This is a genomic window from Streptomyces sp. NPDC021225, from assembly GCF_044332865.1.
Lineage (GTDB): Bacteria > Actinomycetota > Actinomycetes > Streptomycetales > Streptomycetaceae > Streptomyces.
Genome location: NZ_JBIRPV010000008.1, coordinates 40,885 through 65,013 on the forward strand (window position 1 = coordinate 40,885; position 24,129 = coordinate 65,013).

General features: G+C 72.0%; 11 protein-coding genes. 5 read left to right on the plus strand and 6 right to left on the minus strand.

All coding sequences use genetic code 11. The features are described from left to right. Positions 1 to 17: 17 nt before the first annotated feature. The 5 genes from ACH4S9_RS31555 to ACH4S9_RS31575 form a co-directional block, all read right to left on the minus strand. The gene (locus ACH4S9_RS31555; protein WP_398374941.1) at positions 18 to 2,420 is read right to left on the minus strand and encodes a beta-galactosidase; all 2,403 of its coding nucleotides are present in this window, start codon (positions 2,418 to 2,420) and stop codon (positions 18 to 20) included. Positions 2,421 to 2,594: 174 nt separating this feature from the next. Next, positions 2,595 to 3,944, minus strand: coding sequence for a cytochrome P450 (locus ACH4S9_RS31560; RefSeq protein ID WP_311723930.1), 1,350 nt, complete (start codon positions 3,942 to 3,944; stop codon positions 2,595 to 2,597). 313 nt (positions 3,945 to 4,257) lie between these two features. Then, a complete protein-coding gene (locus ACH4S9_RS31565; protein ID WP_398374943.1) occupies positions 4,258 to 5,826 on the minus strand; it encodes a PfaD family polyunsaturated fatty acid/polyketide biosynthesis protein in 1,569 nt (522 codons plus the stop codon). Further along, positions 5,823 to 8,339 (minus strand): hypothetical protein, encoded by a 2,517-nt coding sequence (locus ACH4S9_RS31570; protein WP_398374945.1) that lies wholly within the window; start codon positions 8,337 to 8,339, stop codon positions 5,823 to 5,825. Before ACH4S9_RS31570 ends, ACH4S9_RS31565 begins: the two co-directional genes overlap by 4 nt. After that, positions 8,332 to 14,538: an SDR family NAD(P)-dependent oxidoreductase gene (locus ACH4S9_RS31575; protein ID WP_398374947.1), complete on the minus strand. Its 6,207-nt coding sequence runs from the start codon at positions 14,536 to 14,538 to the stop codon at positions 8,332 to 8,334. Before ACH4S9_RS31575 ends, ACH4S9_RS31570 begins: the two co-directional genes overlap by 8 nt. Positions 14,539 to 14,913: 375 nt before the next feature. On the opposite strand from ACH4S9_RS31575, the gene ACH4S9_RS31580 reads away from it, so the two are divergent. Further along, on the plus strand, positions 14,914 to 16,503 hold the full coding sequence (locus tag ACH4S9_RS31580) for a ricin-type beta-trefoil lectin domain protein (protein WP_398374949.1): 1,590 nt from the start codon (positions 14,914 to 14,916) through the stop codon (positions 16,501 to 16,503). 69 nt (positions 16,504 to 16,572) lie between these two features. Here ACH4S9_RS31580 and ACH4S9_RS31585 read toward each other — a convergent pair whose 3' ends face one another. Then, on the minus strand, positions 16,573 to 17,682 hold the full coding sequence (locus ACH4S9_RS31585) for a LacI family DNA-binding transcriptional regulator (RefSeq protein WP_311723935.1): 1,110 nt from the start codon (positions 17,680 to 17,682) through the stop codon (positions 16,573 to 16,575). A gap of 153 nt (positions 17,683 to 17,835) precedes the next feature. Here ACH4S9_RS31585 and ACH4S9_RS31590 point away from each other — a divergent pair, with 153 nt between their 5' ends. Genes ACH4S9_RS31590 through ACH4S9_RS31605 form a run of 4 tightly spaced genes read left to right on the plus strand, consistent with a single transcriptional unit; the run spans position 17,836 to position 24,129 of the window. Further along, entirely contained in the window at positions 17,836 to 20,964 is a 3,129-nt protein-coding gene (locus ACH4S9_RS31590) for an alpha-mannosidase (protein WP_398374951.1), read from the plus strand. A gap of 41 nt (positions 20,965 to 21,005) precedes the next feature. Beyond that, on the plus strand, positions 21,006 to 22,310 hold the full coding sequence (locus ACH4S9_RS31595) for a sugar ABC transporter substrate-binding protein (RefSeq protein ID WP_361186967.1): 1,305 nt from the start codon (positions 21,006 to 21,008) through the stop codon (positions 22,308 to 22,310). Further along, on the plus strand, positions 22,307 to 23,260 hold the full coding sequence (locus tag ACH4S9_RS31600; RefSeq protein ID WP_398374952.1) for a carbohydrate ABC transporter permease: 954 nt from the start codon (positions 22,307 to 22,309) through the stop codon (positions 23,258 to 23,260). The genes ACH4S9_RS31595 and ACH4S9_RS31600 overlap by 4 nt, the downstream gene beginning before the upstream one ends. Then, a complete protein-coding gene (locus ACH4S9_RS31605; protein ID WP_311723939.1) occupies positions 23,260 to 24,129 on the plus strand; it encodes a carbohydrate ABC transporter permease in 870 nt (289 codons plus the stop codon). The genes ACH4S9_RS31600 and ACH4S9_RS31605 overlap by 1 nt, the downstream gene beginning before the upstream one ends.

A 24,129-nucleotide genomic window follows, 5' to 3' on the forward strand; every position in this document is an offset into this window, starting at 1 on the left:
GCACCCCGGGCGTGCCGTCAGGCCATGCGGTAGGCGTTCGGCGCGGGCAGCGCCGTGCCGGTGGAGCCGACGAGGGTGGCGCGCGCGATGGCCACCAGCTCGGCGGCCTCGACCGCGGCCCGGGTGCGGGCGGCGTCCAGGCCCTCGCGCACCGAGGCGTCGACATGGACGCGCGCGGCGGGGTGCAGCGGCAGGACGCGGATCTCCACGCCGTGCCGCACGGCGGCGTCGGCGAAGCGGCGCAGCCCGATCTCCCAGTCGGGCCCATACCAGAAGTGGTCCGCGACGAGTGTCCCGCCGATGTACGCACGGGCGGCATCCCCGGTGTAGCGCAGCCGCAGCAGCACCTCCCCCTCTCCGTCCAGGGCCGACGCCGGGATGGTGAGGCGGTACACGGCGGCCTTGTCGAAGTCCTCCTCGCGCGGCGCGGAGGCGCGCCGATGGGAGCCGCCGGTGCGGGCCGGGGCGGCGACGGCCTGCGCGTGACGGCATTCCAGCGCGGGCTGCGGCAGCCGCGGTGCGGGGTTCAGCGGCCAGCGGGTGAAGATGCCGTACGGTGCGGGAAGCCCGACGCCCGCTCCCCGCAAGGCGGTCGGCGCGGGCAGCAGGGCGATGGACGGGGACGAGGAGGCGAGGTGTAGATGCAGTTCGTCTCCGTCGGCGACCACCAGGTCGTCGCTGAGTACCAGCCGGTCCCGGCCGAAGACACGTAGTCGGCTCAGCCGCAGCGCCTCGCGGTGGGGGAGCACCAGGACCCGGGCGCCGCCGGACGGGGCGGTCAAGGTCAGCAGTGCCCCGGTGCCCGGCTCGGTGACCGTGACGAGGGTGCCGTCGGCGCCGCGCTCCACCCGCGCCGGCCCCTCCACCCGGACGTCCGCGGGCAGGGACAGCGAAGCGGGGATGCCGTCGACGGCCGCCAGTACGGTCAGCGTGGCGCCGTCCGACTCGAGCCGGGTGACGGGCTGGGCGGTGGCCCAGTCCAGGTGCAGCCCGGCGCCGAGATCCAGCCCGATCGGCCATACGAAGTGCGCGCCGGAGGGCACGGAGACGGGCCGCGCGGGCAGGGTGACGGTGCGTCCGCCGTCGAGGTGGACGCGGAAGCGGACGCCGTGGTGGTCGGGCAGCGTCTCGTGCGGCTGGTGGTTGTTGACGAACAGAAAGCCCCGCTCGCCCGCCGAGCGAACGGCCCAGCGCAGCGTGGTGCGGTCGTCGAGCGAGGCGGGGCGGGCGTCGGGCAGCCACAGCGGCATCCGCGCCAGTTCGGCGCCGTAGCCGCGCAGGAACAGGTGTTGCAGACGCAGCGCGTGGAAGGAGGGCCTGACCTGTCCGTACGCGCCAAGGGGAGCCTGGAAGTCGTAGTTGACCGTCGGCAGGTCGTTGGGATAGCCGGTGTCGTGGCTCTCCTGGTTGGGCTCCTTGAGGTCCAGCCGCTGCGAGCAGCCGTGATACAGGTAGTAGCCCTGCCAGACCGAGCCGCTGCCGAGCTTGGCCAGCGCCAGTGAGGTGATGTCCTCGGCCGGCACCAGGGGCCGGCGGTGGTAGGCGATCGCCATGCCGCCGCCCAACTCGCAGGTGGCGTAGGGATAACGGCGGGGGTCGGGGCCGGTGCCGACCGGGGCGGTGGAGCGCAGGTCGGCACCGATCGCGTGATCGTCGCGGATCGGCGTGAAGAAGTAGTGGCGGCGCATCTCCCGCGTCCACCCGTCGTACGCGTCCTCCCAGAACGCTTCCGGGTAGCCGCCGTACAGCGGCAGCAACGTGTCGCGCGGAATGTCCGCCGCGCCCCACCCGGTCGCGGTCCACAAGGGTGCGCGCATGCCGGAGTCCTCGGCCATGCGCCGCAGGGTGGCCAGATGCCCGGGCTGGTCGTAGAGCTCGTTCTCGACCTGGACCGCCACGATCGGGCCGCCGTCGTCATGGAAGAGACCGCGCAACTCGTGGGCGACGCGGCGGTAGTAGGGCTCGACCAGCGCGAGATAGGCCGCGTCGTCGGTGCGCGGGGTGCAGCCCGTCTCCGTCAGCCAGTCCGGGAAGCCGCCGTTGCGGCACTCGCCGTGGGACCAGGGGCCGATCCGCACCGCCACAGCCAGGCCGAGCTCACCGCACAGGGTCACAAAACGGCGCAGGTCCAGATCGCCGTCGAAGCGCAGTGTGCCGCGCTCGTTCTCGTGCTGGTTCCAGAACAGATAGGTGGCCAGCAGGTCCACACCACCCGCCTTGATCTTGAGGAGTTCCTCGCGCCACCAGGCCGCCGGGCAGCGGCTGAAGTGGAACTCGCCCATCACCGGGATCCACGGGCGGCCGTCCCTGATCAGGCTCTGGCTGTCGACCGTCACCGAGCGGGGAGCGGAAGCGGAACTGCCCATGGGCAGATGGCCGGTCAGCGGCGTGGGGGGTTCTTGGGCGTGCAGAGACAACATGACAGGCGGCTCCTGCGACGAAGGCTCAGTGAAGTGCGTTCATCGTGGGTGGGGCCCGAAACCCTGTCAAGATGTATTCATAATTAATGACTGACGCACGCTCTCCGGCGGCCGGGCGGGGTCGCCACTCGGCCACCGGAGGCCACCCGGCCACGGCGTCGCCGCGAAGCACGGTCAGGGCTGGCCGCCACGTCGCAGGCTCGCGAGGAAGCGCCACAACGCGGAGCGGGGCCGGTCCTGCTCCGCGGAGGTGGCGGCCGCCACGGGTTCCTGCGCCGTGGAATCGCCCGCCGCACCGGCGGCCGGGGCGCTCCGCGCGGTGGTGTTCTTCGCCTCCCGCATCCGGAAGCGGACCGGGAACGACCGCAGGCCACGCACATAGGTGGAGGAGCGCCAGGGCAACTGGTCGACCGAAAGGCCCAGCTCGAAGTCACACCGCTCGAACAGCCGGCTGACCGCCGTGGTCACCATCATGTCGGCGAGCCCGCGCCCCGGGCACGCGTGTACGCCGGTACCCCACGCCAGATGGGCACGCGAGCTCTTGGACGCCTCGTGGTCCATCGCGCTCAGGAACTGCGGGTCCCCGTGCGCCGCCGCGATCGACGCCATGACCGCGTCGCCGGCCGCCAGCCGGAAGTTCCCCAGGTCCGTGTCGGCGACGGGGAAACGGAAGGTGCAGTTGGTCCACGGTGGCGAGGCGATGTGCACCCGGTTGACCAACTCGTCGGCATGGCCGGTCGTGAGGCTGGTCCGCACCCCGGAATTTCCGGTGAGCACCTCCAGCACACTGTTGGTGATCGAGTGGCCCACGAGCTCGGACATGATCACAAGGATCGCGTACAGCTCGATACCGACCTGTTCCACCGACAGCGGCGGGTCGGCCGCCAGCAGCCGCGTGGTCAGGTCGTCACCGGGATGGGACTGCTTGTAGGCGGCCAGCTCGGTGGTCGCCTTCACCAGCCGCTCGGCCGCCGCGGCGGCGTCAGGGCCGGCGTCCACCATCCGCCAGGAGTCCATGAAGATGTCGTCGCCCTGCTCGACGGGGAAGCCGAACAGCCGGTTGAGGACCATCAGCGGGAGCGGCCGCGCGACCTGGGCGCACAGATCCACCCACCCGCTGGTGGCGCCCTCCGCGAAGAACGTGATCAGCTCGTCCATGTGCCGGGACACGGCCTGGTTCAGCGCAAAGGCCTGCGGCTCGCCCGGGTCCTGAAACGGCTTGAGCGCCATGTCCACGGCCTGGCGTGTCGTCTTGTGCCGCTCATCGTCGCGCAGCAGCATGTGGCCGAACCCCTGCGACGCCATCAGTGGCCAGTCGGACGCCACCCGGCCCTCGCGCAGCGCGCGCCAGTTCTCCATGTCCTTCTTCCAGTGGCTCTCGTCGCGCATCACCTCCCGGACCTCGTTGAAGCCGAGAATCAGCCATGCGCGGGCACCGAACACATCCACCGGCGCCACCTGGCCGTACCGGTTGCGCAACCGCTCGTACACCTGCGCGGGCCGCGTCTCGAATTCCCTGGTCATCAGGGGTTCCACAGAGGTGAGGGAGTACAGGTCCGAGGGGGCGGCAGAGGTGTCCGAATCGGGAGGCAGTTGCGAATCCATGAACCATGTCCTTAGCACGACAGCGACGACCCACCGGCCAGGCGTCCGTCCGCGGGAAAAAGCCGCACGTCATCCCAGGTGGAGAGCGCGGAAGTGCCGGGAACACCCTCCGATGCGGAGATAGACTAATCACGTTTGACGCGGCTGAATAGTCACCCCATCAAAACCGCCACAGAGCACCCGAATTGACGTCCGTGGTGTGAATGCACGCCGTTTTCGGGCGAGTGCCGGGTCAAGATGTGACGGACACCGCCGAGGACGCCGGTGGCAGGCGATAGGAGGCGCACGCCGCCGGGATCCGCACCCCGCTGAAGCGAAGGTGGGCGAGGCGGCGGTGGAACGCGGCGCCGTGCAGCAGATGGCGCGCCACCTCGGCGACCCGGCGCCGGCCGGGATCGGCCAGGACGGAGCCGGCGGCCCACTCGTTGAACGCGCCCATCGCCGGCCCGCACCAGACCTGGTAGTCGGCGGCGCGCTCGGCGCCGGTGACGGCCCAGCGGGACGACTGGGCCAGGTACCAGCGGAAGACCAGGGCCATCCGGTGCCTGGGGTCGATCTCGGCGCGGAGGAGCTGTTCGGGGTGGTGTTCGGCGAGATAGTCCGCGGTCTCCTGCCAGACCTCGGACAGCGGGCGCCGGAACACCTTCGCCTCCAGGCGCCGGCGGTCCGGGGCGGGGATCTCGTCCAGGCCGGCGTGGGCGCGGTAGAGCTCGTGCAGCTTGCGCGCCCGGCCGGCGAAGAGGCTGCCGCTGCGGAGGACCTGGACCTCGGCGCCCCCCTCGAACATGTCGGCGGCCGGGGCCATCGCGTAGTCGGCGGGCCCGGCCGCGGCGAGCAGGGCCTTGACCGCCGGCGAGGTGCCCGCCTCCAGGCAGGCCTGGTTGACCGAGCCGGTGACGACGTAGGCGGCGCCCAGGCTGAAGGCGGCCAGCGCCGCCTCCGGGGTGCCGATGCCGCCGCCCGCGCCGATGCGTACCGGCGGCACCGCGTGGCCCAGCTCGCGGGCGACGCGGTCCCGCAGCCGCAGCATCGCGGGCAGCGCGGTGACCAGCGGGCGGCGGTCGGTGTGTCCCGCGGAGTCCGCCTCGACGGTCAGGTCGTCCGCCATCGGGACGAGCCGCGCCAGCGTGACCTGCTCGGCCGTGATCTCGCCGCGCTCGAAGAGGGCGCGGACCATCGGCTCGGGGGCCGGACGCAGGAACCGCTCGGCCACCTCGGCGCGGGACACCTTGGCGATCAGCCGGTTCTCGGCGTACGCCCCGCCACCGGGGCCGGTGCGCAGCCCCGCCACCCGGTAGCGGACCAGGTCGGGGGTGAGCTGGACGAACGCCGAGGCCTCGACACAGCGCAGCCGGTACCCCAGGTAGAGGTCGACAAGCGCACGCTCCAGTTGGGGGGCGTGCGGCGCGTGGATGAGGTTGGCGGCGTGCGGCAGGCCGGGGATCTCCCGGGCGAGCCGTGTCAGGGCCCGCTCGACCCGCTCGGGGGGCAGGCCCGCGGCGCCGTAGGAGGCGAGGAAACCGGCGCGGGCCAGCGCCGCCACCAGCTCCTCGGAGGCGATGCCGGCGGCCATGGAACCGGCGAGATACGCGTGGGACACGCCGTGACGGCGCCGGAAGCCGGACTCGCCGAGCCGCGTGGACGGCATCGGCCCGGCGGCGGCCAGCAGGGCCAACGGGCCGCCCGCCGCGGGTGGTTCGGCGCTCGCGCCGACCCGATCCCCGTTACGGACGACATAGCAGGGGGCGTCGAGGTCGGCGAGGACGGCGTACACCCCGTCCGGGTCGTATCGCACCGTCATGGCCGCACCTTCTCGTCCACGGTCCCACCGGTCTTCGGCAGGATCTCGACGCCGATGTTGTCCACCTGGTAGATCCGCAGGTCGTCGCGCCACACGCTGCCGTCGGCGACCAGGAGCAGACCATCGCCCTGACGCCGCACCCGGCGGATGTGCACTTCGCCGCGCATCCGGCGGTGACCGGGCGTGATCTGCCCTCGGTACTTCCAGGCCAGCTCCACATGGGCCGCGGGCCGCGCGGCCGGGTCCGGCAGGGAGTCGGCGAGGCCGGTGTGCAGCGCGTATGCCGCGACGGACTGGAACAGCGCCTCGACGCCCACCGAACCGGGCATCACCGGGTCGAAGCGGAAGTGGTGCGCCATGAACCAGTCGTCCTCCGGCACCGTCCGCTCCCACAGGAGGTATCCGGCGCCGTGTTCACCGCCGTCCGGCACCAGGTCGGCCTCGCGCAGCAGCGCGAACCGTCCGCGGCCGAGCCGGGTGTCATGGGAGAGATCGAGCCGGCGGAGCCCCGCGGGCCGCGTCGGAAGGCGGTCCAGCCAGGGCGGAACGTACTGTCCGCCGTCGAGCCCCTGCTGGTTGTCCAGGACCTCCTTGGTGAGGAAGCCATGGACCGACTCACCCGAGTAGACCGGCCCGTCGGGAAGGCTGAGTTGATAGGTGTAGCGGTGGAGGATCGCCCCGGGCAGCTTCGAGTGGTCGGCCAGCGTGATGCGGTGCCGCAGGGCGAGACCGCGCGGGTCGGCGTGCCGGAGCAGGGTGGCGCGCCCCTCCAGGTTCCGGCAGACGAAGGCGCTGTCGCGGTGCTGGTGAAGGATGCCCTGGATGGCGCTCAACTGGGCGGCGGCCTGAAGGCTTGACTCCATGTACAGCAGATTGGGCACGGCGCCGGAGCCGTTCTCCCGGCAGAACCAGGGGTCGGGGTGGACGCCGTACTCGCTGGTGAGGGTGGCACCCGACCGGAAGTCCAGAGGCTCGGCGTCGTAGTCGAGGGCCCGGTCGACCATCAGCAGGTCGCCGCGCGGCAGCCGGGGCCGTACGGTCACCGAGGATGCCTCGATCTCTCCGGTGACGGCCGACAGGTCGCCCTCGGACGAGTGGGCGAGCAGCATCCGCTGAGGCGCGCCGCGCTGCCGCAGCGAATCGTGGGCGGCGGAGGAGTCCCGCGCCTCCCAGATCGTCAGGGCGCCGAGTTCGGTGCCCGGCGGCTCGTGGAGGGCGACGCCGATGCCGTGCAGACGGGCCACCGGCCGGTCGCCGGCGAACACCACGGCGTCGGCGACGACGTGCGGGCGGGGTACGAGCCCCACCTCGGCCACATCGACCTCGCAGCGCAGGGCGGCGCCGAGCGCGGTCGGGTCGATCACCTCGATGGCGGCCGGGCCGCCGTCCCAGGGCTGGAAGCGCGCGTCGGGCAGGCACAGATGCAGCCCGCAGCGGAGCGCGTACACCTGGAGGGCGCCGGAGACGGCCTCGGCCAGCAGCGCGCTGGCGTCCGCTCCGCGCGCCGGCCCGCCGCCGTGGAAGGTGAGCTGGGCGGTCATCCTGCCCTGCCCGTACCGGCCGCCCTCGCAGGTCGCCTCCGTGACGCTGCCGATCAGCCGCGGAGCGGGTCCTGGCAGCCGCGGGCCGCTGCCCTCTCCCTCGAAGTCGGGGCCGAGGACCTCCGCGAGGAATCCGCTGGCCAGGGCCCGCAGCTCCTGCCAGGTCAGCCGGGACCGCCCGGTGACCGCGAGCGGGCGGAACTGCCTCGGGTAGCGCGGAACTTGACGCTCCGGCCACGGGGTTTCGTCCGGCAGCGGCTCGGCGGCGTGCTCGGGCGTCAGGAAGCCGCCCGTGCCGGTGGCTTCCACCAGGAGGTTCCCCTCGGCGTGGACCTGCCAGTCGAAGGTGAAGCGGATGCCGCGCTCGTCGCGGTGGACGGTCTCGGCGCCCGCCCGTACCAGGAGCTCCGCTCCGGCCTCCGGTAGCCCCCGGTGCCAGGTGAGGACGGTACGACCGGGCCGGTGGACGGTTCCGGCCGGGGCGAGACCGCGCTCCCCGAGCAGTGGCAAGGCCGCCGCGGCGGTGTCGAGGATCCACGCCGGATCGGCCTGGCCCGACACGCTGTAGGCCGCGTCCGCCGGGACCGTCCGGACCAGCTCGACGCGCGCCGGGCCGTCCATGCGTCCCGTGGGTTGCGGCGCGGGCGCCGCCGGAGGCCGCGCGCCCGGCGCGCAGCGCGCGAGAAGGTGGCGCTGGACGGCCTCGTGGGCCTCCAGCACCGCGGCGTGCGCGCGGCCGACCCGGTCGGCGATGTCGCGCGCGAGGTGGCTCAGGTCGCCGAGGGCCCGCGGTGAGGTGTGCGGGGCGGGCGGAGTGGATGGTACGGACGGTGCGGACGGGACGGGAACGAGGAACGGCTCACCTTCGAAGCCCAGTTCCTCGACGCCTCCGAAGCCCGATTCCTCGACGGTGACGGCGACGGCGACGGTCGTGCCGCCGTCGGTGCCGTCGGGAGTGCCGGTGTCAGCCATGCCGCCCCCCGCGCTCCGCGGGCAGGAAGATGCCGCTGTCCTTCATCTCCGGCGAGGTGAAGATCATGCCGATCCGGCCCCACCGCTGGAGCACCTTGCCCTCCGGCGTGCAGGCGGTGACCGTACAGATCAGGTGCAGCGGGCTCTCCTCGACGGATTCGGCCACGAGGACGAACGGCGCGTCCGCGGGCAGCGGCGCGAAGAGCTCAACCCGCTCCACCGATACCGGCAGACAGAGCAGGCCGAGGCGCTGGCGGCCGAGCAGCGCCGCCGCCTGGAGCAGCAGATCGGTGAGGGCCGGGCTGTACCTGGCCCCGGCGAAGGCGCCCTGCCCGAAGACGGGGTCGGCCATCCGGGCGGCGAGGACCAGCCTGCCCGGCTGCTCCTCCAGTGTCGGGCCGAGGCCGCGCAGGGTCGGCCCGTGGAAGAGGAAGCCGTCGTACGCCTCGTGGGTCTGAGGGTCGAAGTCGGGGAGCTCGTAGGGCGGCAGCTCGATGTCCTGCGGCTGGGCGGCCCGTTTCTCGAGCAGGAAGCCTCCCGCGAAGCGGAGCACCGGCGCGGCGCCCTCCCGCTCGCTCTGGAGCCGGACGCCGATGGCGTTCGAGTCCCCGCCCTCGGGCGGCGAGACCGTCAGCAGGAAGCGGTCGTCCTCCGCCGTGCCGTCGAAGACCAGCCCCTTGCTGATCTGGAAGTCGCGGCACTCCATCACCGGCTGCCCGCCGTGCATCGCCTCCACGACGCGCACGCCCCAGCCGACCGCGGCCGTCAGGGGCAGCACCGGCCAGCCGTGGATGCGGTGGTCGGCGAGCAGCGGCTCGTCGGCGAGCGCCGCCATCCGCCGCTCCACGACCACGCCACCGTCCGGCAGCGTCTCGCCCCGCCGGTACATGGGCTCCAGCGGGCCGATGACCGTCACCAGGTCCGCGGCGTGCTCGGGGCTCATCTGCTCGGTGAAGTAGCCGGTACCGGTGTCCCGGGCGAGCATCGGCACCCCGTGCTGCATGAAGAGCTTCTGGACGCCGGGGGTGGCCATGCCGCCGGCCCACGGCCCCCAGGCCAGGGCGGTGGCGTGGCGGCCGGGGTGCCTGGCCTTCCAGGCGCAGACGAACCGGCTCAGCGCCTCGTTGGCCAGGGAGTAGTCGGCCTGCCGGAGGTTTCCGTAGATGCCGGAGACGGAGGTGAAGGCGACCAGGTGACGGAGGCGTTCGGCGTCGAGCGCGTCCAGTACGTTGCCGAGGCCGGTCAGCTTGGTGGCCAGCACCCGCCCGACAGACTCCGGGTCCTTGTCGGCGAGGAACTGGTCGGCGAGGACGCCCGCCCCGTGGACGACGCCGGTGACCCGGTCGGCGTGCGGGCGCAGCGCCGCGCGCACCGCCGCGGCGTCGGTCAGATCCACGGCCACGTACTCGGCCTCGGCTCCGGCCTCACGCAGGGCGGCCAGGGTGGCGCGGATCTCGCGCCCCGCGGTGATCCCGCGTACCTGCCGGGCGATCAGCTCGGCGGTGGCCGGCTCCTCCGGGTCCTGGCCGGTGGCGCGCAGCTGGTCGGCGGCGGCCGCCGTCAGCTCCTCCCGGCCGTCGAGCCCGGCCGCCCAGTCCGGCTCGTCGGCCGGCGGTGTGCTGCCGAGCAGCAGGTAGCCGCAGGCCACCTGCCGCGCCAGGGCGATGGCGCACCAGGCGGTGATGCCCCGCGCTCCGCCGGTGACCAGGAGAACATCGCCGGTGGTCAGCTCCGCGGGCGGCTCGACGGCCCCGTCCCGGCCGTCCGGTGCTGCCGCGCCGATCAGCGGGACCGGCTCGGCGACCAGGGCCGGCGTGCGGCGCCCGGCCGGCCCGGCGGCCACCTCGTGCAGGTCGACGGCGGCGTCGGCGATCTCGCCCGCGAGGCAGGCGCCGACCTGCTCCTCGGTCAGCTCGGGAGCCAGGTCGACCGTCCGGCAGAAGAGCTCGGGCGCCTCCAGCGCCAGCGACTTGACCAGCCCGGTCACGCCGCCGGCCAGCGCCCGCTCGGGCGCGCCGCCCGACCCGGCGTAGCCGAGCGCGCCGTCGAGCCGGGTGATAGCGACGAACCCGGCGCGGCTGCCGTCGGCCGAGGCCCCGGTGAGGGGCTGACGCAGATGCTTGGCGACCAGGACGGCGTGGGCCAGGCGGCGCACCGCGTCCTCGCGGTCGACCTCGGGGTCGTGGCTGAAGGGGAGCAGACACAGGTCGACGCGTGGCACCGCGACACCGAGAAGGCCGACCTGCTCGGCCAGGCTCTCCTCGCCCCAGTCGGCCAGGTGCCAGGTGTCCGGTTCGGTCTCTCCCGACGCGGCCGGGGTCCCGGGCAGCGCCAGCCGGGCGACCCGCCAGCCGCGCGACCGGAGCGCCGTGGCCACCCAGCCGCCCAACTCCCCGCCGTCGTCGACCAGTACCGCGCAGGGCTCCTGGCCATAGGCGCCGAGCAGCAGGTCCGGCTCGGGCAGCGGGCGCCAGCCGATGTGCGCCCGGCCCAGCGGTACGGAGGTGGCGACGCGGAGATTGGTGGTGGGGTTCTTCAGCACCTCGGGGATCAGCGTGGCGAAGTCCCTGACCGTTCGGGCCGCCGTGAAGCGGAAGATCTCCTCACGGGAGAACACCGGGTAGCGGCGCCAGAGCTCGGAGGCGATCTCCAACTGCTTGAGGGAGTCGATGCCGAGCTCCGTCTGGAGGTCGATGTCGGAATCGATCATGTCGATCGAGTAGCCGGTCTTCTCGGCCACCACCTCGCGCATCACCTGCTCGATCTCCAGGGGATCAAGGTTGGCCAGCTCGGCGCGGAGCTCGGGGTCGATCGCGGCGTCGAAGTCGGTGTCGCGCAGCATCTCGAGCGCGGACTTGTTGTTCGGCGCGGCGGCTTCGACCAGTTCACCGGTGATGACGGCTTTGCCGGCCTCGACGGGTTCGACCGGGGCCGGGATCTCCGGCGGCCCGTCCATCGAGGGGAGCCGGTCGGCGTGCGGCGGTGTGCCGAGCGCGTGTCCCTCGGACGTGCCGTTGCGCGTGCCATGGGGCGTATACCCCGTCGGTGTCCCGCCCCCGGGAAGGCGCAGCAGATCGGTCAGCACCTCGCTGGCGCGGGCGTGGGCCTCGCCGAGCGCCACGCTGTGGTCGCGGACGGCGGTGATCCCGGCGAGGACCGCTTCGGGCGAGCCGCTGCCGACGCCCTCGTTCAGCAGGCTCACCAGCTGGTCGGCGGTCCGAAGCTGCCCGTCGAGATAGCGGGTGTGCATGGAGAGGTGCTCGGCCGCGGCGCGCCCCAGCGGATCGTCGTGAGCGGCGGCAATGGGCTGCGGCTCGGCAACGGGCTCGGGCTCCCGGACGACGGGCTCGGCCGACCGGTAGGGCGTGCCGAGGACGCGCTGGTACTCCTCCTGGCGGGCGAACGTGGCGAACTGCGGGCCGTCGAGGACCCGGGCCACCGCGGACGCGACGGGGGGCGGCGGCACCGGCTCGTCGTGCCGGTCGATGCCGCGCAGCGGCAGGCCCAGAACGGCCAGTTGGACGGCGGCCTGCTTCAGGGCGAGGGCGCTGTCGCCACCGGTGCCGATGTCCGTCCAGACGATGTCCACCCCGTGTTCGCCGAGCGTCTGCTCGACGAACTGGGAGAGCGTGCGCTTGGGCCCGAACTCCACGAAGACCCGGAAGCCGTCCGCGTACATCTCCCGCAGCCTGGCCTGGAAGTCGACGGTGTTGATGATCTGCCGGGTCAGGATCCCGCGGTTCGCCTCGGGGTCGTCGCCGTAGCCCGCCCCCGGCGTGTTCGCGTACACCGGAACCCGTGGGGCGTGGAGCGGGATGTCGGCGATCCCGCGCGCGAAGGAGGAGACGGCGTGCTGGACGTGCGGGGTGTGGAACGCCGCCCCGACAGGCAGCCGCTGCGCCGGGATGCGTCGCTCGCCGCACGTGGCGGTGAACCGCTCGACGGTGGCCGTGGGACCGCCGACCACGACCACCTCGGGCGCGTTGCGGTTGCAGACGTGCAGCTCGGGGAACTCGCCCATCAACGCGATGAGTTGAGCGTTCGGGATGCGCACACTGGCCATGGCGCCCGGGTCGTGCCCGGCGGCGTCGGCGGGCGGGGCCATCGTCCGGGCGCGGGCCGCCGTGGCGGCGAGGAAACCCGCGTCGTCGAGGCAGCCGGCGGCCCACAGGGCGGTCAGCTCGCCGAAGCTGTGGCCGAGCACGCCGTCCGGCGCGAAGCCGAGTTCCGAGAGGTAGCGGAACTGCCCCATCGACAACGCGCCGATGGCGGGCTGGGCGTAGGTGGTGCGGCGCAGCCGCTCGGAGGCGCGCCGCAGATCCTTCCCGTCCCGCCCCGGGGCCGGGTAGACGACGTCGGACAGCAGCTCGTGATGCGGACCCCCGTCCGCGTACAGCGCGTTGGCGGCGTCGAAGGCGGCACGCACCGGCGGGACGGAGAGAAGCGCCTCGCGGCCCATGTTGACGTACTGGCTGCCCTGGCCGGCGAAGAGCGCCGCCACCTTGCCGCCCGAGGGGAGCGCGGCGGCCCGGTACCAGATGCCGTCCGCGTGGGTCCAGCTCGCGAGGCCCGGGTGCGCGTCGAACTGCGCCACGGCCTTGGCGAGCATGTCGGGGTAGGTGTCGTCGGTGGCGGCGAAGCCCAGCCGGGCGTGGTCGGCGGGAATCTCGCCGGGGGTGGGGGGCTGTTCGCCGTGTTCGAGCAGTTCGCGCAGCGCCTCGGGGGTCGGGGCGTGCCAGAGATGGGCACGCGGGGTGGTGTGGAGCGTGCGCGGCGTATCGCTGAAGGGCTGGTGTTCCTCCAGCACGGCGTGCACATTGACCCCGCCGAAGCCGAACGCGGACACTCCCGCCCGGCGCACCGGGCGCCGCGGGTCGCGGATCCACGGGCGGGTGGTGGTGTTGACGTACAGCGCCGCGTCCTCCTGCCGGGCCGCGGCGCTGGGGGTACGGACGTTGATGGTGGCGGGCAGCACCTTGTGGTGGAGGGCGAGGGCCGCCTTGATCAGCCCGGCCGCGCCGGCCGCCGCCTTGGTGTGCCCGATCTGGGACTTCACGCTGCCGACGGCCGCGTACCGCCGGTCATCGGGCGTTGCCATCAGCGCGTTGAGCGCGCCGAGTTCCACTTCGTCACCGGTGGAGGTGCCGGTGCCGTGGGCCTCGATCAGACCGACCGAGGACGGCGCGCAGTCGGCGTCCTCGTAGGCCCGGCGCAACGCGGTGAGCTGGCCGTCTCCGCAGGGCGCGAAGATGCTCTGGGACCGGCCGTCGCTCGAGGTGCCCAGGCCGCGGATGACGGCGTAGATCCGGTCTCCGTCGCGCTCGGCGTCGGCCAGCCGCTTGAGCGCCAGCATCCCGATGCCCTCCCCGACGAGGGTGCCGTCGGCGTCCTCGTCGAAGGGGCGGATCTCGCCGCTCGGCGAGAGCGCAGGGGTCTTGCTGAAGCACATGAAGGAGAAGATGGTGTTGTCCGCGTCGGCCCCGCCGGTGATCATGAGGTCGGCGCGGTGCCCGACCAGCTCGCTGACGGCCATCCGCAGCGCGGCCAGGGAGCTGGCGCAGGCGGCGTCCACCGTGCCGTTGAACGCGCCGAGGTTGAGGCGGTTCGCCACCCGGCCGGAGACGACGTTGCCGAGGAAGCCGGGGAAGGAGTTCTCCGTCCAGGGCGGGAAGGCCGCCGTGTACCGGCGCGCGATCTCCTCGGCGTCCCGCTCGCTCAGACCGCAGCTCAGGACCGCCGCCTTGAGCGCGGGTGTCTGGAGCCGCGCCGCCAGGGGCATCATGCTCGAGCTCCCGCCGCACACTCCCAGCACCACCCCGGTCCGCGCCGGGTTGTACCAGGCGGAGGTGTCGCAGCCGGCGTCCCGCAGCACATCCCTGGCCACATGGAGGCTGAGCAGCTGGATCAGCCCGGTGGCGTCCAGCGTGTTCGGCGGGATGCCGAACTCGCGCGGGTCGAAGCGGAACGGGGGCAGGAAACCGCCGCGCCGGCAGTAGGTCTTGTCCTCGGCGAAGGGGTCGGGGTCGAAGTAGTCGGCGACGCTGAACCGGGTGGCCGGGACCTCCTCGGTGCAGTCGGTGCCGGCCACGATGTTGTTCCAGAACTCCCGCACGTTCATCGCCCGGGGGAAGAGTCCCGCCAGCCCCACGATCGCGACGGGATTTCGGGCCAGCCGGTTGTCGACGGCGTCAGCCAGCATAGGGGGCTCTCCTGAGGGGAGATGGGGAAGGGTACGGGGGTGTCAGGAAGATCAACTGACCCTGGGAGTCTATTAGATGAGAACTCCGCTTCCGCCGCTGGTGATGATCACGTTTCGGTTGCCGCCCGGGCTGTGACGAGCGCGGTTTCTTCGCGGGATGTCCGATAGGGGCGGTCCGTGGTGGTCATGCCGCACCCGGAAAGTTCACCCGGATGAGCGAGAGCTGATGGTCCGTCGGTTGATTCCGGTTACCCAGCGGTACCCCTTTCCTGCGCGATGTTTCGCACCGCTATGGTTCACCCCTAGCCGGCCGGTACCTCTCAACTCTCAGACGTGCCCGCCGGGCAGTGGCAGAGGGTTCGAGGGAGGCACGGGATGACCCGGGCGGCGCGGGACGACGGCGACATCGAGGCCGACGAGGATGGCCTCGGCGAGATGTCCGATGTCCAGCTCACCAAGTGGCTGCGGACGGGCTCCCCGGCCGCCTATCCGGCCCTGCGCGAGTTGCGCACACGTCACCGTTCCGCGGTCCTCGCCTATGCGCGCGTGTGCACGGCCGACGAGAACGCGGCCCGGCAGCTCGCCGCCCAGGCGTTCGCGCTCGCGGCCCGCGACACGGTCCGCGGCGAGGAACCGGACGGCCCCTGGCGCCACCAACTCCTGCTGCTGACCGGTCGCGTGGCCGCCGCCTGGGCCGCGGACGAACGCGCCGCCCGTCTCGACACCGACCTGGTCACGTATGCGTGCGGGGCGGCTCCCGAGGTCCCGCAGCCACCGATGCTCGCGGCGTTCCAGGAACTTCCGGTCCGCGGGCAGGGCCTGGTCTGGCACTGCGTCGTCGAGCAGGAGCCCCAGGAGCGCGCGGCCCATCTGCTGGGCCTGTCCGCGCAGGACGTGGCATACGGCATCGAACCGGCGTTATGGCGACTGCGCCAGTCCCTGCTGGAAGCCCGGCTGGCCGCCTCCGGCGATCAGCGCTGTCAGGGTTTCCAGCGGCTGATCGAGCAGTCGGTGCGACCCAGCACCCGGCGCCAGAGCGCGGATCTGCACAACCACATGGTCCACTGCGGGCACTGCGCCGCCGCGTACGAGGAGCAGTCGCAGTTGCGTGACACTCCCCGTACGGCGCTGGCGGAGGGACTGCTCCTGTGGGGTGGCGCGGCGTACGTCCGGGCGGACACGGGCGAGCGGGCCGGGGTCGGCGCCGACGGACTCTCGAGCTGGTGGCCCTCCCGGCGGGTCGCGCTGGGCGCGACGGCCCTGGGGGCGGCGGCGGTACCGCTGCTGGTCTACCTGCTGATCTCGGGCGGTTCGGAGGAAGTGCGAGCCGCGAGCGGCGTCCACACGCCGCCGCCCTCGCCGACGGCCGCCGAGGTGATGGTCTCGGAGACGCCGTCCCCCTCCCCGACGTCGAAGACGAAGTCGCCGCGCCCGACTCGGACCCCGAAGCCGTCCTCGTCGAAGACGGCACGACCGGCGCCCCCGAAAACGAGGACCGCGTCCGAGCCGACGCGGAAACCGAAGCCGAAGCCGACGGCCAAGCCGCCCGCGGCACATCCCCCGAACGGCACGTATGCCCAGATGGTGAACGTCGGCTCGGGCCGGTGCCTCGACATCCGCGACGGTGTGATGGACCTGGGCACGGATGTCATCACCGCGCCCTGCACCTCGTCCGCCACTCAGCGCTGGCGCGTGGACACCGCGCGCGGTGTCGTCCAGTCGCTCGCCGACCCCGGCTTCTGCCTGGACAGCCGGGGTGCCACGGACAAGGGCGTCGGCATCTGGGAGTGTTCCGCGGTCCACAGCCGCAATGGCCGGAACCTGCGCTTCGCCGTCGATTCCCGCGGTGTGGTCCGCCCGGAGATCGCCCCGGGCCACGTGGTGACACCGTACTGGGGCGACGGGCTGTTCCTGCTGCCGGACCGAGGCGGCGACGACCGGCGGTGGAAGGCCGGGGCGAAGTGACCCGAGGCGGAGGGTGAAGCCGCTTCTCGCCGTCGCCGCAGACGGGGCGGACCAGCTGCGGCGGCCGGCCTACCGGGGCGCTGCCCCCTCGGCGGGAGAGGCGGTGCTCTGCCGTACGACGAGCTGCGGGGTGGGGGCCTGCACGGCGCGGGGTTCGGGTCGCTCGGCCATCACGCGGAGCAGTTCGGTGGCCGTGAGGGTGCCGAGCGCGAAGGTGTCGCGGGTGAGCGCGGTGAGCGTGGGCCGCGCCATGGTGGTGAGGACGGAGTCGTCGAAGGACACCACCGAGACCTCGTCGGGAACGGCGATGCCCATCTCGGTGGCCACGCCGAGCCCGGCGACCGCCATGACGTCGTTGTCGTAGACGATCGCCGTGTAGCGGGGGTCCGCTTCCAGCAGACGGCGGGTCGCCGACGCGCCCTGGGCGTCGGAGTAGTCGGTGGCGATGGAGGTCACGTCGATGCCGACGGATTCGCGCACTTCGGCGATGGCCTGGAGGCGGCGCTGTGTGTGCTGGTAGGACACGGTGCCGCTGACGTGGGCGATACGCCGGTGTCCGAGGCCGACCAGGTGGTCCAGGATGCTGACCGCCGCGGCGTGGTCGTCCACCCAGACGCTGGTCATCGGCATGGGGTTCCCGTGGCTTCCCAGCACCACCGCGGGGATGCCCAGGTCGGCGACGAGCTGTGGCCGGACGTCGTCGACCGCGAGGTCGAGCAGGACGACCCCGTCGACCCGGTTCTCGGCGGCCCAGCGCCGATAGACCGCCATCTGGGCCTCGGTGTCCTCGACGATGAGCAGCTGGGTGGCGATCCCCCGGTTGGACAGGCAGGACTGGAGACCGGAGAGGAACTGGGCGAAGAAGGGCTCGACGCCGAGTGTGCGTGCGGGGCGGGCGATGACGATGCCGACCACGTCGTTGGTCGCGCCCTTGAGCGCGCGTGCGGCCAGGTGCGGGCGCCAGTTGAGCTCATCGGCGACGTCGAGGATGCGCTTGCGGGTCGCGTCGCTGAGGCCGGGGCGACCGTTGATCGCGATGGACACCGCCGAGACGGAGACCCCCGCGAGCCGGGCGATGTCGGTGCTGCGCAGCCGGGGCGGCGGTTCCCCGGTGTGCGGGCGGCCGGGGGAGCCCGAGTCTGCCCCCGCTCCTGGCGTGGGGTGGTTCTTCGCTGGCATGGATCCTCCATCGTGGCCCACGTGGACTTTACATAAACGTGATGATGCGCCGCGGTGACCGCGCTTCTAAAACGTATTAGTCTGCCGCCACTCGCACCACTACTAAAACGTATTACATGGCCTGTCGCCGCTCCTCCGTGGAGAGAACAACGCATGCACAATCACTTCAGCAGGACGCTTGAGCGGCTCGACCGCGTGCGCCGGGAACGGATCCTTCCGCAGGTCCACAGCCACCTGGGGGACGTCGAGATCGAGGCATGGGCGGTCGGGGACGACGGCGAGCCGGTGAGCCCCCGCCACGCCCTCGGGCTGGCGTCGGAGCCCGGCCGCAGCCGCCCCGACTACCGCCCCTTCGCCCTGGGCGACGCATGGGGGCCGGCGTGGTCCACGACCTGGTTCCGCGTCCGCGGCCAGGTCGGGCCCGGGACGCCCGGACCGGTCGACCTGCTGCTCGACCTGGGGTGGTTCGACCACTCCGTCGGAGGTCACTGCGAGGGCCTGGTCTTCACCCCGGACGGCACCATCGTCAAGGGCCTGCACCCGCGGCAGACGGCGATCCGGCTCGCCGGAGGCGATGCCGCCCCCGGGCTGCTCGACCCGGACGGCCGCTTCGTGCTCTACGTGGAGGCCGCGGCGAACCCGCTCCTGCTGGGCCTGCCGCCCTTCGTCGTCACCGAGCACGGCGAGAAGGGCGCGCGGGAGCCGTTCGACCAGTTCCGGCTGCGGCGCGCGGAGACCGCCGCGTTCTCGCCGGAGGTGCACGCCCTGCTGTCCGACCTGGACGTGCTCGGCGGCCTGGCCGCCGAACTCACCGAGGACGAGCCGCGCCACTGGCGGCTGCTCCGCGGGATCGAGCAGGCCCTCGACGTCTACGACGAGGCGGAGGCCGAAGCCGGTGCCCGCCGGGCGCGCGCCGTGCTGGCCCCGCTTCTGGCCGCCCCCGCGCACTCCACCGCCCACCGGATCACCGCGGTGGGGCACGCGCACATGGACTCGGCGTGGCTGTGGCCGCTGCGTGAGACGGTGCGCAAGCTCGCCCGGACCGTCTCGAACGCCCTCGCCCTGCTGGACGCCGACCCGGACCTCGTCTACACCATGTCGGCGGCACAGCACTTCGCCTGGCTCGAAGAGCACTACCCGGAACTCTTCGCGCGGCTGCGGGACCATGTCGAGCGGGGGCGGGTGGTGCCCGTCGGCGGCATGTGGGTGGAGCCGGACGGCGTCATACCCACCGGCGAGTCCATGGTGCGCCAACTGACCTATGGGAAGAGGTACTTCCTCAGCCGCTTCGGCATCGAGGCGCGCGAGGTGTGGCTGCCCGACTCGTTCGGCTACTCGGGCGCGCTGCCGCAGTTGGCGCGCCGGGCCGGGGCCCGCTGGTTCCTGACCCAGAAGATCTCCTGGAACGACACCACGACCTTCCCGCACCACTCCTTCTGGTGGGAGGGCATCGACGGCACCCGGATCTTCACCCACTTCCCGCCCGCGGAGACCTATGCCGCCGAGGTCACGGCCCGCGAACTGCGCCACGCGGTCACCAACTTCAAGGACAAGGCGATCGCCTCCCACTCGCTGCTGCCCTACGGCTACGGCGACGGCGGTGGCGGCCCCACCCGGGAGATGGCCGAACGGCTGCGCCGCTTCGCCGACCTGGAAGGCGCGCCGCGCGTGGTGTCCCGGACTCCCGCGGAGTTCTTCGAGGACGCCGAGGCGGAACTGCGCGAGGTCGAGTCGGCCGCGCGGCCGCTGGCCCCCGTCCACCGGGGAGAGCTGTACCTGGAGCTGCACCGGGGCACCCTGACGTCCCAGGTGGCGATGAAGCGGCACAACCGGACTTGCGAGTCGCTGCTCCGGGCGGCCGAGTACCTCGGCGCCGCGGCCGCGGTCCTGCGGGGAGCGCCCTATCCGCAGGAGAGCCTCGACGAGATCTGGCAGAGCGTGCTCCTGCACCAGTTCCACGACATCCTCCCGGGGACCTCGATCAGCTGGGTGCACCGCGAGGCCCGGGACACCTACGAGGCCACCGAGGCCCGACTGCGCGAGCTCATCGACCAGGCCACCGAGGCGCTCGGCACTCCGACGGCAGGGCAGACGGCGGGGCCGCTCCCTCCGTTCGTGTGCGCGCGCGCCGCCGACCCGGCGGGGGAGCCGCAACCCGCCCGGGTCTCCGACGGCGAGGCCGGTGCCACCGTTCTGGACGACGGCCTGCTGCGGGTCGTCGTCGACGCCGACGGCCACGTCACCTCGCTGCGCGACCTGCGCGGTCGCCGGGAGGTGGTGCCGCCCGGCGGGCGCGTGGGCGTACTTCAGCTGTTCCGCGACGAGCCGGTGCGGTGGGACGCGTGGGACGTGGACCGCCACGCCCTGCGGAACTTCCAGGTGGTCGACGATGTCACCAGCCGGACGGTGGTCCAGGACGGGCCCGATGCCGGCGTCGAGGTCGTCCGGCGGTTCGGCGCGTCGACGGTCACGCTGACGATGTGGCTGAGGGCGGGCACCGGGCGGTTCGAGACGGAGTGCGAGGTCGACTGGCAGGAGCGTGAGCGGCTGCTCAAGGTCGCTCTGCCGGTCCACGTCATGGCCCGAACGGCACGGTTCGAGACGCAGTACGGATACGTCGAGCGGCCGCTTCTGGTGAACACCGCGGCGGAGGACGCGATGTTCGAGGCCGCCATGCACCGCTACATCCAGGTGGCCGACGCCGACTACGGCGTGGCCGTCCTCAACGACACCATGTACGGCGCCGACACGCGCGCCGACCGCGACTCCACCGTGGTCCGGCTCTCGCTGCTGCGCGGCAGCCGCTTCCCCGACCCGGACGCCGACGCGGGCCGCCACCACTTCCGCTGGGCGCTGCTCCCCGGTGCCGACGTGCCCGCCACGGTGGAGGCCGCCTCGTCGTTCAACGCGCCCGACATCGCGGCGCTCCCGCCGCTGGAACCCCTCGTGGCGCTCGAGCCGCTGGCCGGCCACGCGATCGTCGACTGGGTCAAACTCGCCGACGACGGCTCGGGCGATCTCGTGGTGCGCGTCTACGAGACGCAGGGAAGCCGGGCACAGGCCCTGCTCCGTCCCTGCGCGGAGCTCGGCGCGGACGCCGTCGTATGGGAGACCGACCTGCTGGAGCGAGAGCTCCCGACCGCGAACGACGCCGATGGCGCCGTCGAGGACGGCCTGCCCACGGCGCTGCCCCGGACGCCGGCCGGCACCCGCCGTCCCGCCGACGGCGCGGCCCTGAATCTCGGCCCCTTCCAGGTGGCGACCCTGCGGATCGCCACCTGACACGAAGGCGCCACCAGACACCCCATATGAGGAGAAGACCCATGAAGTCAGTGAGAAGACGGGCCGTGTTCACCGCGGGGCTCGCTGTCGGATCGTTGATGCTGTCCGCCTGCGTCACCGGCGGTGGCGGCGGCGACTCGACGGGCAAGTCATCGGACGGAAAGCTGTCCGGCAAGATCACCTTCCAGACCTGGAACCTGAAGAACGACAAGTTCACCTCGTACTTCAACGACCTCATCGCCGCTTTCGAGAAGGCCCACCCGGGCACCGACATCACGTGGGTGGACCAGCCCGCCGAGGGCTACCAGGACAAGCTGTCGGCGGACGCCGCGGCGGGCTCCCTCCCCGACGTCGTCGACATGGGGCCGGAGGCCGCGTACACCCTGGCGCAGGCGGGCGTCCTGCTCGACCTCAACAAGGCCGACGCGAAGGCCAAAGGCAAGTACCTGGGCAAGGCCTGGGAAGCCATGACGTTCAAGGGCCTGGGCGGCGGCACGTACGGCTACCCGTGGTACCTGAACACGGGGCCGTCGTTCTTCAACAAGGCCCTGTTCAAGAAGTGCGGGCTGAACCCCGACAAGCTGCCCGCGAACTACGACGAGCTGTTCGACCAGGCGGAAACCATGGCCGAGAAGTGCTCGGACACCATGATGATTGCCAGGATGCCCGCCATCGAGACCTTCGGCGAGTACGGCGTGCCGCTCATGGACGAGCGCGGCGAGAAGTTCACCTACAACGACGCCAAGGGCGTGGAGTACGTCGAGCGGTTCCGCAAGCTGTACGACAAGAAGGGCATGGACGAGGAGGCGCTGAACAACCTCCAGACGAAGGAGGTCGAGGAGTTCAAGGCGGGCCGCCTGGCCTATCTGCCCGGCAGCTCCTACACGCTGGGCGACCTCAAGGCCACCGCGCCCGACATCTACAAGAACCTGGGCATCGGGCCGCGGATCAGCAACAGCGCTCCCAACATGTACATCGAGTCCCTGGTCGTCAACGCGGGCAGCAAGAACCAGTCGCTGGCCGTCGCCTTCGCCAAGTATGTGACCAACTCCGCCAATCAGCTCGCCTTCGCCAAGAAGGCGTCGGTGTTCCCCTCGTCGGCCGGGACACTGGACGACCCGTACTTCACCAAGGACGACGGGGACCCGGCCACCAAGGTGCGGCTGGAGAGCACCGACCAGGTGAAGAAGGCGGTCGTGTGGTGGCCGCCGGCGTTCTCCGGGGCGGCCGACAGCCAGACGCTGCGTGAGCAGATAGCCCAGGCGCTGCTGGGCAAGAAGTCGGTGAAGAAGGCGCTGGACGAGTCCGTCCGCTACTCCAACGAGCGCCTGGACGCCAACAAGTGACCGTCTCCGTTCAGCGTGGGACCTCCCTGAAGCGAGGCGGCCGCCCGCCTCGCCGCAGGGGGACCGTCCTGGCAACGCATCGCTGGATCCTGACCCCGTGGCTGTTTCTGCTGCCCGGGCTGACCGTCATCGTGCTCATGGTCATGGTGCCGTTCGCGAACACCCTGGGCCTGGCCTTCACGGACTCGACCCTGCTGCGGCAGGGGCAGTTCGTCGGCTGGGAGAACTTCCAGCGGATGTTCGACGACGAGCGCTTCACCATCGCCCTGCTGAACTCCACGCTCTACACCGTGTGCGTGGTGCCCTGCATGGTGGTGCTCCCGCTCATCCTCGCCACGCTGGTGAGCGGGGCGGGACGGCTTTCGGGATTCTTCCGCACCACCATGTATCTGCCGGTCATCATGTCGCCGGTGGTCGTCGGGCTGATCTGGACGAACATGCTCGACAAGCGGGGCCTGGTGAACGCGCTGTTCAGCACGCTCCACATGGTCGCCGAGCCGGTGCCCTTCCTCAGCGACCGGTGGCTGCTGCTCTTCAGCGCGATGTTCGTGACCGTGTGGACCGGCCTCGGCTACTACATGGTCATCTACCTCGCGGCCCTGGCCAACATCGACCAGAGCCTGTACGACGCGGCGGCGATGGACGGCGCCGGTGTGGTGCGCACCTTCCTCAACGTCACGGTTCCCGGGGTGCGCTCGACCATGTCACTCATCGCCGTGCTGTCCTCCGTGGCGGCCTTCCGGGTGTTCGGTGAGATCTATGTCCTCACCGGCGGCACCGGGGGAGTGGGCGGAGGCGATCTCACCATGACCATGCTGATCCAGCGCGAGGGTACGGGGCTCCAGGCGCGCACCGGCTATGCGGGCGCGATCAGTCTCTTCATGTTCGTGATCCTCGGCGCGCTGCTGCTGGTGCAACTCGTCATGCAGCGGAAGCGGAGGAGTTCCTGATGGCTCAGACCTCTCCCCGCTCGCACACCACGGCCGCCCGGCGGCGCAGGGCCCGGCCGGGCTCCGTGGCGCGCTACCTCGTCCTCCTGCTCATGGCCGTGCTCCTGGCGGGACCGCTGGTGTGGCAGCTCTCGCTGTCCCTCAAAGGCGCCGGCGAACCGCTGTACACCCGGCCGCCCGAGCTGATCCCCCAACACCCCACGCTCGACCACTTCGCCACGGTGCTCGACCGCGTTCCTGTGCCGCGCTATCTGCTGAACTCCCTGGCGGTGGCGGCCATGGCCGTGGTTGGCAACGTTGTCGGGGCCACCTGTGCCGGCTATGCGCTGGGCAAGCTGCGCTTCCGCGGCAGGGGCCTGGCGACCGCGGTCGTCGTGGCCGCCCTGCTGGTCCCCTCGGAGACCGTCCTGATCGCGCAGTTCCTCACGATCAGGACCGCCGGGCTGGTGAACACGCTGATCGGGGTCGCCCTGCCGACCCTGGTGGCGGCACTGAACGTGCTGCTGATGCGCAACGCCTTCCGCAACCTCCCTTCGGAGTTCGAAGAGGCCGCCATCGTCGACGGTGCCAACGCCTGGCAGCGGTTCATCCGGGTTTCCGTGCCCCAGGTCAAGGGCGTGATCACCGTGGTGGCGATCTTCGCCTTCGTCGGCTCGTGGAATGACTTCCTCTGGCCTCTGATCGTCCTGTCGGACGAACAGAACTACACCCTCACCGTCGGCCTGAACCGGTTGCGCGGCACCTTCTACGACGACCCGCGCCTCATCGCGGCCGGCACCATCATCGCCCTGGTTCCCATCGTGGTGTTCTTCGCCGTCTTGCAGCGCTACTTCTTCCGCGGGCTGGAAGCCGGCGGCCTGAAAGGTTGA